Annotated in this window: 13 protein-coding genes; 8 read left to right on the forward strand and 5 right to left on the reverse strand. The window is 54.7% G+C overall.

Annotated features, from left to right (window positions below):
- The first annotated feature begins 331 nt into the window (after positions 1-331).
- Positions 332-631 carry an HNH endonuclease gene (locus AVT10_RS18780; RefSeq protein ID WP_232308033.1) on the forward strand — a complete coding sequence of 100 codons (300 nt, stop codon included), beginning with the start codon at positions 332-334 and terminating at the stop codon, positions 629-631.
- A gap of 11 nt (positions 632-642) precedes the next feature.
- Here the strand turns inward: AVT10_RS18780 and AVT10_RS18315 are convergent, their stop codons facing one another.
- Both AVT10_RS18315 and AVT10_RS18320 read right to left on the reverse strand, forming a co-directional pair.
- Positions 643-1,260 (reverse strand): hypothetical protein, encoded by a 618-nt coding sequence (locus AVT10_RS18315; RefSeq protein ID WP_126015325.1) that lies wholly within the window; start codon positions 1,258-1,260, stop codon positions 643-645.
- Entirely contained in the window at positions 1,257-2,189 is a 933-nt protein-coding gene (locus tag AVT10_RS18320) for a hypothetical protein (protein ID WP_157092781.1), read from the reverse strand. Before AVT10_RS18320 ends, AVT10_RS18315 begins: the two co-directional genes overlap by 4 nt.
- Positions 2,190-2,434: 245 nt before the next feature.
- On the opposite strand from AVT10_RS18320, the gene AVT10_RS14540 reads away from it, so the two are divergent.
- The 4 genes from AVT10_RS14540 to AVT10_RS18325 all read left to right on the forward strand — a co-directional run bounded on the left by AVT10_RS14540 (position 2,435) and on the right by AVT10_RS18325 (position 4,694).
- Positions 2,435-2,977, forward strand: coding sequence for a recombinase family protein (locus AVT10_RS14540; RefSeq protein WP_066693020.1), 543 nt, complete (start codon positions 2,435-2,437; stop codon positions 2,975-2,977).
- Between the two features lie 32 nt (positions 2,978-3,009).
- Positions 3,010-3,609: an SOS response-associated peptidase gene (locus AVT10_RS14545; protein WP_066693028.1), complete on the forward strand. Its 600-nt coding sequence runs from the start codon at positions 3,010-3,012 to the stop codon at positions 3,607-3,609.
- 156 nt (positions 3,610-3,765) lie between these two features.
- Positions 3,766-4,275 (forward strand): T6SS effector amidase Tae4 family protein, encoded by a 510-nt coding sequence (locus tag AVT10_RS17935; protein WP_164523932.1) that lies wholly within the window; start codon positions 3,766-3,768, stop codon positions 4,273-4,275.
- A 5-nt stretch (positions 4,276-4,280) separates the two neighbouring features.
- The gene (locus AVT10_RS18325) at positions 4,281-4,694 is read left to right on the forward strand and encodes a hypothetical protein (protein WP_126015281.1); all 414 of its coding nucleotides are present in this window, start codon (positions 4,281-4,283) and stop codon (positions 4,692-4,694) included.
- 58 nt (positions 4,695-4,752) lie between these two features.
- Here AVT10_RS18325 and AVT10_RS18330 read toward each other — a convergent pair whose 3' ends face one another.
- Positions 4,753-5,199 carry a hypothetical protein gene (locus AVT10_RS18330; RefSeq protein WP_126015283.1) on the reverse strand — a complete coding sequence of 149 codons (447 nt, stop codon included), beginning with the start codon at positions 5,197-5,199 and terminating at the stop codon, positions 4,753-4,755.
- A gap of 124 nt (positions 5,200-5,323) precedes the next feature.
- On the opposite strand from AVT10_RS18330, the gene AVT10_RS14550 reads away from it, so the two are divergent.
- The gene (locus AVT10_RS14550) at positions 5,324-5,512 is read left to right on the forward strand and encodes a DUF6771 family protein (RefSeq protein ID WP_066693022.1); all 189 of its coding nucleotides are present in this window, start codon (positions 5,324-5,326) and stop codon (positions 5,510-5,512) included.
- 867 nt (positions 5,513-6,379) lie between these two features.
- On the opposite strand, the gene AVT10_RS14555 is transcribed toward AVT10_RS14550, so the two are convergent.
- On the reverse strand, positions 6,380-7,543 hold the full coding sequence (locus tag AVT10_RS14555) for an IS110 family transposase (protein ID WP_066693024.1): 1,164 nt from the start codon (positions 7,541-7,543) through the stop codon (positions 6,380-6,382).
- Positions 7,544-7,705: 162 nt separating this feature from the next.
- On the opposite strand from AVT10_RS14555, the gene AVT10_RS18335 reads away from it, so the two are divergent.
- A complete protein-coding gene (locus AVT10_RS18335) occupies positions 7,706-8,068 on the forward strand; it encodes a hypothetical protein (protein ID WP_126015308.1) in 363 nt (120 codons plus the stop codon).
- A 46-nt stretch (positions 8,069-8,114) separates the two neighbouring features.
- Positions 8,115-8,660, forward strand: coding sequence for a thermonuclease family protein (locus AVT10_RS17940; RefSeq protein WP_084401754.1), 546 nt, complete (start codon positions 8,115-8,117; stop codon positions 8,658-8,660).
- Positions 8,661-8,781: 121 nt separating this feature from the next.
- On the opposite strand, the gene AVT10_RS18600 is transcribed toward AVT10_RS17940, so the two are convergent.
- Positions 8,782-9,318 (reverse strand): hypothetical protein (locus AVT10_RS18600; protein ID WP_198158600.1); only part of this gene is annotated, 537 nt, incomplete at its 5' end.

Here is a 9,318-nt window from a genome sequence, read left to right on the forward strand (position 1 = left end):
CTACCGGGGTCCCTTTTCCACGCCGATCCACACCTCACGCAGCTTCCCGATGATCTCCTCAGGCTTGTGCTTCTTGGCAGGCATGCGTCGTCCCTTCCTTGATCCAGACTGTCATAGTCGATGGACCACTCAGAAGGGGGCAGCTCACGGTATGGAGCGGGGTAACAAGTTGGAAGGCGTCATTTGGCAGGAGTACGCTGGCGACCCCTTAAGGCTCGCTACAGACGCACAGGCGATCCGCGCTACCATCCTAGCCGCCGATGGCGTTGCGTTGTCACAGCACCCCTTAGAACCGCCCTACGAAGGCGAAGAGGGCGGCGTGGTCCTTGCCATGCACAAGCGTTACGAACGCGACCGCAAATTAGTTCGAGAGAAGCTTAAGGAAGCCAAAGCAAAGGGGCCTTTGGCTTGCGAAGTTTGCGCCTTCGACTTTGAAGCCACCTATGGCGAGTTAGGCGCAGGGTATATCGAGGTTCACCATGTGAAGCCGGTTCACACACTCAAGCCGGGTTCTAAGGTAAGGCTAACAGATTTAGTGCTGCTTTGCGCGAACTGTCATCGCATGGCCCATAGACGCCTGGGAGCATTGCCCATTCAGACGCCAAATAATATTTTCAATAGAATCGAATAGTATAATCGACATTATGGCTCATCAGGCCGATTTGCAACGTATTCTTCTTTTATTCTAAGTAATGCCAAAGCATTGAAGCACATCCTGTAGAATGTGTAGCAACACTCTTGGATAAGAAATATCGAAAAGGCCAAAAGCGCCGATGGAATAATATTTATTGCTATCTTAAAGTTATTCCACTGGCCGGATAGGGCGTTCTTTATACAATTCTTCAATTGAATAAGAAAGCTCGGAATTTCCGGCTCTAGCATCTGTAACAAAAGCGTTGCAACGCATAAAAGAGCTAAGGGTATAAAATAAGCAACATTGTATCTAAAATAGACTGCTAGCTGCCGAATGACCCTAATATCGTCCTTATCTTCTGAAAATTGCGGACGTGGTAGGCCTGACACACTTTCTAAGGCAATGGGAAACATTGCAGCAAATGCAAAGCCAATTAGTATTGATAATGCTGTTACTAGGACCGATATATTGTCGTCGGTCAAAGAATTAACAAAAACTGCAACGCTTAGACCAATTGAAACCTGTCCAACAAGGCGGTAGGTATGGTTTTCTGGCTCTTTAGTCTGTTCATCTCTGTAAGTTTCATAGTTTTCTAACACAGTTTGCCAGGTTAGCCGCACGCTCATTGACGTAGTCCTGGCGTTACAATATCATCTAATACTCTTACCATTTCATTTTTTACTCGATCATAATCAAGTAAGCCATTCGGTGGAACATTTACACTAAGTGGAAATTTCGTAGAGAATTTATTATCCCCAAGAAGATACACGGTGTATTGACTTCCATCCTGACGCATCAAGACGGTGCAGCCGGCAATGTCCTCATCGTCAATATCCATTAGATCGCCTTGTGAAATTATCTTCGCCAAAGCGGCTTTTCGCGCGTCAAGCGATCCCTGCACGTGTGGAATGAGGCTACGGATATCATCCCCGAAATCATCTCCGTAGTCAGAACCTCTGACTGCAAAGACACCCGAACGCGAAAATAAGCTTCTGCTACCCAGTTTTTTTCCAGGCCGACGAAGCGTAACTTTTAGTTCTACCGGTGTTCCACGGCCAATTTCATGCCGTAGGCTAGTGAATGATTTTGATCTTACAACCGACTGACTTGATTGAAGTATCTTAGAAATGAAATATCCTAAGCCATCATAGTCGCCGAAATTACCTAAGTACTGCGCACCAACGACGATTTTACCGTCTCTTCTCCTATCTACAATATAGTGAAATGTGCGTAAATTAATACTATCTGCATCAATAGTGCCCACTTTAGTATTTCGGTATTCTTGGCCATAGTATGCGGCTTCGAAACGACCATATATTCTATTTTCGTTTATTTGAGTAAACTTTAGTATAGACAGAATATCCCCTTGCTTAAGGCGTCGAATTTCTGCCTCGGCATCAAAATCGATCGGCGTGACGTCCCGCAGGCGGTTACAAAGACGTTCGAATTCTTGCTTGGTAAAGCCTACTTCGTCCGCGTCAGTATCACCGCGTTGGCGTTGCACCAGGTAATGAAAAGAGGCTGTAACCTGATTAGTGCGCTGACGCTTCGCCATCCCGGTTCCTTTAAGCTATTGCGTTGGCAGAATAAGTTCGAGGGCGTCTGTAGCAAGAACTTTCCGGACCGAAACGGTCACGGCAAGCATTTCTTTGTAAGGTTGGTAGTTCGGCGGTGCTCGGTAAAGTATACTCAAGCGAGACAGAGGTATGAGACAGAGGAATCGTCTCAATAGGGTTTGACTCCGCAGCGTGAGACAGTCATACCAGCAGGTATAGACCCTATTGGTACAGAGGCTGTCTCATGACGATGATTGGCTATGCTCGCGTTTCGAGTGAAGATCAGGATTGCAGCGTTCAGGTTGCGGCATTGGAGGCAGTCGGTTGTTCGGTGGTTCGAACCGAAAAGAAGAGCGGGACCACAACGCAAGGACGTGGTGAACTTGAAACGGTCCTATCGTTCATCCGCGAAGGCGATACGCTCATGGTCACCCGGATTGACCGGCTCGCACGATCGGTTGCTGACCTAGAGAAGATTGTCGCCACCTTGAAGGATAAGGGGGCGTTCCTTCGCGCCACCGAGCAGCCGATTGATACATCAACCCCTGCGGGCGTCGCCTTCCTCCAAATGCTTGGCGTCTTTGCGCAGTTTGAAACTGCCATACGGCGCGAACGGCAGATGGAAGGCATCGCCACCGCGAAGGCGAAGGGCGTCTATAAGGGGCGGAAGCGGTCGGTTGATCCGGTAGGGATCAAAGCCCTTCATGCAGAGGGCGTAGGACCAACCGAAATTGCCAAACGGTTGGGTGTTGGTCGAGCTAGCGTTTATCGAGCCTTGGCAGCGTAGGCCCGGTTAATAGTGGCTGTGGGAGTCGAATGATGTGCAATCGCTATGCCCTTTCGGTTCCTGCGGCGTCACTGTTCCCACGATACAGGGCTACCGAAGCGGCAAACCCGGTAGCAGCGCCAGCCCCCGAACTGTTCCCCCGCAAACCCGCCTATGTGGTCCGCGATGCCGATGGCGTTCGCATCCTCGACGTTATGGCATGGGGCTTCCCCATGATGACGAAGGGCAAGAGCGGTAAGGATATTCGCAAGGACGTTACGAACGTTCGAAACCTAACCTCCCCCTTTTGGCGTTCGGCCTTGGCAAACCCATCACGGCGCTGCCTTGTGCCCTTTACCCGGTTTTCCGAATACGGGCAGGTTCGCGGCGACGATGGCAAGTTGCCGCTACATTGGTTCGACGTGCCATCGCAGCCGATAACCAGCTTTGCGGGGATATGGCGACCGACCGAAGAGGGGCCGGTGTTCGCCTTCCTTACGACCGAACCCAACGCCGTCGTTGCGCCTATCCATCCCAAGGCAATGCCGGTGTTGCTGCATCCCGAAGATGAAGAGCGGTGGCTAACTGCGCCCATAGCGGAGGCATTGGAACTGTCGGCACCATTCCCTTCGCAGCTGATGCGGGTCGAATGAATCGTTACTCGATTGCTGTCATAGGTTGGCGGCGTTGCCGCGAATGCGGAAGGTCTGCCGTTTCCTACGCGAGGTAGAACGCTACCCGGCGTGTTGTCGTCCAGCGGCTGTGTGGTACCCTCCGGTATTGCCGACAGAGTAAGGATGCCTTCGCAAATGGCAAAACCCAACCTCTCGAAGATTTGGGCTGCGTTCCCGGATCACGCGACTTACCCAACTTTACGCGACCTTTACACCCATTTGGGTGGGGCGGCAGAACGTAACATTATGGCTCCGGGCTTCGGTCCAAGGGGTAACACCTGCGCAAGCCGATTGAGTGTCGCGTTTAACAAAGGCGGATCACCTATCAACGCCGTAACCGCACGCGCTGCCGGTGCGCAAACGTTGGGAACCGCTGACGGCTCGCGTATCATCTTCCGTGTGACGGAATTTCGAAACTATCTCATTCGGCTATTGGGCAAACCGCTGGTCGACAATGCTAGCCCCTATGACAGCGCATTCCGGGGCAAACGCGGAATTGTTGCCTTCACGGTAAATTGGGCAGATGCCAGCGGGCATATAGCGCTATGGGATGGTGGCCGGTATCGAGAAGCTTCCGATAACTACTCGGTGTACTCGAACGGCAACGTCAAAACGTCGCGCGGTGAATTCTGGGAGTTGGGGTAATGCGCATGGCTATCATGTTCTCCGCTCTGTTGGCCGGTTGTAGCGGTCAGTCCCAACCAGTGAAGGCTGAAACGAAACCTGCCGCCCGCGACGTACTTGTTCAGTATGCGACAGCAAGTTGCTTCGCTTTCCAGCAGAACGATTATCTCAAGGATCAGGGGGAACGGTGGGCTGGTGCGATCATGCAGAATGCGCGCGGTCCCGTTGAGGAATGGACGCCAGTTGCCGATGCAGTGAAGGCGGAGCTTGCCCGTTCGGGGGTGGCGCAAGGACAGGGTGAAGGGCCACAATCGCCTACTGTACCCTTACCGGTCATGACCTGCGGAAAGATTGTCGCGACGCCTGCTGTCAGCCGCTCAATCGATGCTTCGGCGAAAGCGTTGGCGGACGATTACCAGAAAGAAGAGGGTAACGGCTAACCATGCTCTAAAAGCTCGCAGGACGTCATGGCTGACTCCGAATCCTAATACGGCGCTCTTATTCGCTGACAGCACGGTTCAAAGCGGTAAGCATTTGTTCCTCTGGAAAGGTCGCCAACATAGCGAGAATACATTTTCCTGCGACGTAGCCATCGCGGTGCATTGTTAGCGCGAATAGCCTTCCACCGCTGCGTGGCTCTTGGAACTGCCTTACCCAACCGTCGTGAATACCCACGCCTGCCGTCCGGTAGGGCGAAAGGAACACAACGTGTTCCTTACCCTTCATAAGGTCAGTAAAAACGATCTTCTGACGTAGAACGTTCGGGTCGCTTCGTTCATCATTCGCCGAACCTACCCCGACTACATCGCTGTTTGCTAAAATTGTCTTGGCAGCGTCTGCCACGGATAGCGCTTGTATCTTGGACCGATCACATACGGTTGCGGAAGCGTTCGGCGCAGCGCTCATGCAGATCGCAGCGAATGCAAGAAGCGGCATTTTGAACATGCGATTCTCCTGGCCGAACAGATCGGCAGTAACGCTTATAACGCCGATGCCGGTTACGGCGCGAGCCTGAACCGCCTTGCGAATCGTTCCCGTTCTGTTCTAACTAAAGAACGGAGGAAACGTCATGCTGGATTCGCAGGAAATGATTGCCGCTGCCATCCTATCGGCCCCCGGATGGGTCCGCCTTGGCATCACGGCACCGGACGCTCGTATGCGGGTACAGGCTGCGGAAACCATGGCCGCGCACCTTCGCGAGTATGTGGGCGAACCGCTTTCAGTGCAGGATCGCAACCAACTGCCGCTGCCCTTGTGAGCCGTGGTCCAGCCAATCAGATACCTTACCGATCTGCGACACGGGTCGGTCCAAGCGGAATGCCGCGCTTGCGGTAGGATAGCCCTATTCTCCCCTTACGAATTACAGCGACATTGGGCGCGTAAGGGTTGGCGCACCGATTGGCCGGATTTTGCGGAAAGACTACGGTGCCAATGTGGTGCGCGGGGGCCGAAGGTAACGTGGTCACCTTGCGCACCACCGCCAGATGATGACTCACCACCACCGCGCCCACGGTTTGCGCGCCCAAAGGCGTCACAGCATTGGAAGCCAGCGGGTATCGAGCAGAGCGAGTGGGATAGGGCTAGGGACGATAGGGAGCGGCGCAGAATCGTTAGGCGCGTTCGCGGGTAGCTCGTAGCTGACAGCTATGACCGCCATTGCACTTCAAGCACCCCTACGGCATTGAAGCGTCGCGGTTCGCAAAATCGAACCGTGGGGGCTGGTAATCCTCTTCAATCTACGTGGCCGGTCACAGCGTTGTGGCCGGGCTGCGGGCGCGTATGTCCAAGGTTTCGGCCTAAAGTCTCTAGCTGCTGCCCCTCCGTGTGAGGGATATCCCAACTTCTTCTGCTACCTCATGATCTGCTCCTTCGCGGATCTTTGCAAGATCACCCGTCATCACCCCCGGAGTGCAACAGTCTCTTCGCGGTCGGGCGCTTTGCGATGGCCGTTGGGCCTGTCGCCTGCCGCAATATGGGCATTCACGTGCAAAGGGTGGAGCTTCAACAAGCGTCACGAGGTTGTCGCCACCTCACCTTTAGGCCCGAAGTCTCCTGTCCCTCCGCCTCCCGGGAGGACGGTTTCGCCGCTCTTGTGCGGACGAACCTGGTGTGAACCTGGAATTGTCTATGCGGTCGCGCGCGCCTGCATCAAGTCGCGGTGCGGCCCGACGTCGGCGGCCTTGGCCATGAAATGCGTGCCGTCGCGCCACAGGCTGAACATCACGATCGCCAGTTTGCGGGCGAGTGCGACCTTGGCCTTGTTGAAGCCGACCCGCTTGCTGAGCTTCATCCCCCAGTCCTTCAACGTGCTGAACGACTTGGTGTTCGCCAGCATGACGGTAGCAGCGCCAACCAGATGCGTGCGGGTCAGCTGGTTGCCCATCTTGCTGATCCCGCCATGCGTCAGGCTCTCGCCCGACTGGTAGACGCGAGGGGTCAGGCCCAGATAGGCCGCGACATCGTCGACATGCCGGAACCGTGTCGGGTCCTCGATCGCGCTGTAGAAGGACAGCGCCGTGATCGTGCCGATGCCGGGGATCTCCATGAACCGCTTGCACACCGGATTGGACGCGGCGAGCAGGTCCAGTTCGCGTTCGATCCGCCCCGCCTCGATGTAGAAGCGCTCGCACAGATCGAGGAGCGGGATGATGCGCGGCCGCAGGTCGACGCCTTCGGTGTCGGCGATGAGGCACAACTGGTCGATAGCCCGTTCGCGGAACGTCGCCGGGCTGTCGCTGCCGGGTTCGATCCGCCCGCCATAGACCCGCACCAGCCCGCGGATCATCGCCTCGGTCTCACGCCGCTGCTTGACGAGGCGGTCGCGCATGATCAGCGACGCCCGGACTTCGAAGCACAAGTTCGACTTGACGTAGACCTCGGTCAGATAGTCGCGGCCGCTGCGCGTGATCTCAGCGATGCCGCGCGCATCGTTGGTGTCGGTCTTGTTGCGCTTCACCGACAGCACCCGGTGGACCTGTAGCGCATCGAGCACCGCCACCTGGAAACCCTGCTCGCGCAATTTGCCCGCCAGGTGCGGTGACAGGCCGCCCGTCTCCATGCCGATCAGCGTCACGTGCGACTTGAAGTTGCGCCGCAGATAGCGGCCGATCTCCGTCGCATGGCTCTTCATCGACACCTGGTGGATCACCGCACCGTCGACATCCACGACGCACACCGCCGTGCTCTTGAACCCGATGTCCAGCCCGACCCAGAACCGCGCTGCCGCCGGATCCGCCTCCGCCCGCTCCATCGCCGCGACATAGGCCGGCGCCACGATCTTCTTCGACATGACCTGCTCCTTTCCCGTCACCGTTGACCGAAAAAGGATACGCCTCTCACCGTCGCCTGAGCAGCAGCTAACCCACAAGTGTCCGCGCCCTTGTCCACGTACAGGGATTACCAAGCCCGGCTTATATGCCGGGTCACGCCTCCAACATATTGGGGGGCGCAAATGACCAAATCACCAATTCTGTTGGCTATATGTCTCATTGGCTGCGTACCTACTTCGCCAGATGCAGCACTAATTGACGCTGCAAAATCTGCGGTAAGCCGGGACTTGAAAGACCCGTCATCAGCGCAATTTCGAGACGTAAGTGTCATCAAACAATACTGCGTGTTTGGTGAAGTAAACTCAAAAAATTCGTTTGGTGCATTTGTAGGCTTCAAAAAGTTCGTTTTTGACAGCAAGCGTCACAAAGCGATGATTGATCCTACGACAAACGAGCCAATTGACATTGATAATTTGGATGATGGAAAATTTCAGTCTGGATTAGATTTTACTGCTATGGCTCTAAAATGCGCTGACTATGCGTAAACTAATGTAAGAGGCGGCGCATAGCCGGTCGGACTGGATTGATTGTATGAGCTTCCGTAAGCCCTTTAAGGCGGTTCCAATCAAGGTGGGGCCGTATTACCGCAACAAGCAACGCAAGGCGCGTAGGCGGTCCCTCATCGCCGCTGTAGGGCTACTGGCTGGCGCTGGCGTGGTTGGGGGTATTGTTGGTGCCGGTTCGGTAGTGTTGCCGTCTAATCGCGTAGCTACCCATATCGACCGGGTATCGGGCTGTAATGCTACCGATGGCGACACGATCCGTTGTGGCAATGAGCGAATCCGGCTGGCCGGTATTGATGCCCCCGAACTGCCGGGACATTGCCGCGAAGGTCGTCGTTGTGCGCCGGGTGATCCGTATGCCGCCACTACCAGGTTGCGAAAAGCAATCGAGGGCGGTGTCCATATCGAGCGGGTAGGCACGGATCACTATGGGCGGACGGTTGCCGCCCTGTCGAACAACGATGGCGACCTATCTTGTATGCAGCTTCGCAACGGTCATGCCGTGTATGTTGCCCGTTGGGATAACGACGAACGGATAGCCCGTACCTGCCCCGATCAGATACGGACACGTTGAGCCGATTAGCGATTGGTTGTCGCGGAAGCGGCATGGTTGGGAAAGGCGAAGTCTTAGGAAAATGGACCCCCACCCCCCTTACCAATCGATTCACAGCCAACGACAAAAATAAAGGCCGCCCTCACATAAGGCATTGTATTTGCTTGCTTTTAAGTGTTGGCAAGCAACCAATCCTTGCTCGAAAGCAATCCGAAAACACCTTTGCGGCAATTTCGTGATGCTCAATCGCGACAATGATCGAGTCATGGAGTGGTAAAGCCGGTATGTTGTACTCGAATGCAAGCTTTGTGATCGCATCCAACAATACTTCACTTTCGATGTATTGAAGCTCGCCCCACCTAACTAAACTATCAGGCCATGATTTTAGGAGCGGGAGCGCTGCACAAACTGCCTCTTCGATAGTTTTGATCGGGTAATCTTTGCCGAGCGTTCGCCCCGGAAAATCTTCACTGTACCGCTTGCCGTTATCAGGCGACCACGCGGTATGGAATTTGTCATGCCCCAAGGTTTGTGAAACCCATAATTTAACAATATCGCGGTGAAAACCGATGCCGGCGTATGGATCACCCATCGGCAACGGCTTGCCGGCTAGTGCGTGCAAGATGGTTAGATGACTACCAGAAGATTGAGCAGCCCCCATCGGGTGGTCCGGGTTATT

This window comes from Sphingomonas hankookensis (assembly GCF_001619955.1).
Lineage (GTDB): Bacteria > Pseudomonadota > Alphaproteobacteria > Sphingomonadales > Sphingomonadaceae > Sphingomonas > Sphingomonas hankookensis_A.

Coding starts and splice junctions, on each gene's coding strand:
- AVT10_RS18780 (WP_232308033.1), top strand. CDS start 332: ATGCACAAGCGTTACGAACGCGACCGCAAATTAGTTCGAGAGAAGCTT.
- AVT10_RS18315 (WP_126015325.1), bottom strand. CDS start 1,260: ATGAGCGTGCGGCTAACCTGGCAAACTGTGTTAGAAAACTATGAAACT.
- AVT10_RS18320 (WP_157092781.1), bottom strand. CDS start 2,189: ATGGCGAAGCGTCAGCGCACTAATCAGGTTACAGCCTCTTTTCATTAC.
- AVT10_RS14540 (WP_066693020.1), top strand. CDS start 2,435: ATGACGATGATTGGCTATGCTCGCGTTTCGAGTGAAGATCAGGATTGC.
- AVT10_RS14545 (WP_066693028.1), top strand. CDS start 3,010: ATGTGCAATCGCTATGCCCTTTCGGTTCCTGCGGCGTCACTGTTCCCA.
- AVT10_RS17935 (WP_164523932.1), top strand. CDS start 3,766: ATGGCAAAACCCAACCTCTCGAAGATTTGGGCTGCGTTCCCGGATCAC.
- AVT10_RS18325 (WP_126015281.1), top strand. CDS start 4,281: ATGGCTATCATGTTCTCCGCTCTGTTGGCCGGTTGTAGCGGTCAGTCC.
- AVT10_RS18330 (WP_126015283.1), bottom strand. CDS start 5,199: ATGTTCAAAATGCCGCTTCTTGCATTCGCTGCGATCTGCATGAGCGCT.
- AVT10_RS14550 (WP_066693022.1), top strand. CDS start 5,324: ATGCTGGATTCGCAGGAAATGATTGCCGCTGCCATCCTATCGGCCCCC.
- AVT10_RS14555 (WP_066693024.1), bottom strand. CDS start 7,543: ATGTCGAAGAAGATCGTGGCGCCGGCCTATGTCGCGGCGATGGAGCGG.
- AVT10_RS18335 (WP_126015308.1), top strand. CDS start 7,706: ATGACCAAATCACCAATTCTGTTGGCTATATGTCTCATTGGCTGCGTA.
- AVT10_RS17940 (WP_084401754.1), top strand. CDS start 8,115: ATGAGCTTCCGTAAGCCCTTTAAGGCGGTTCCAATCAAGGTGGGGCCG.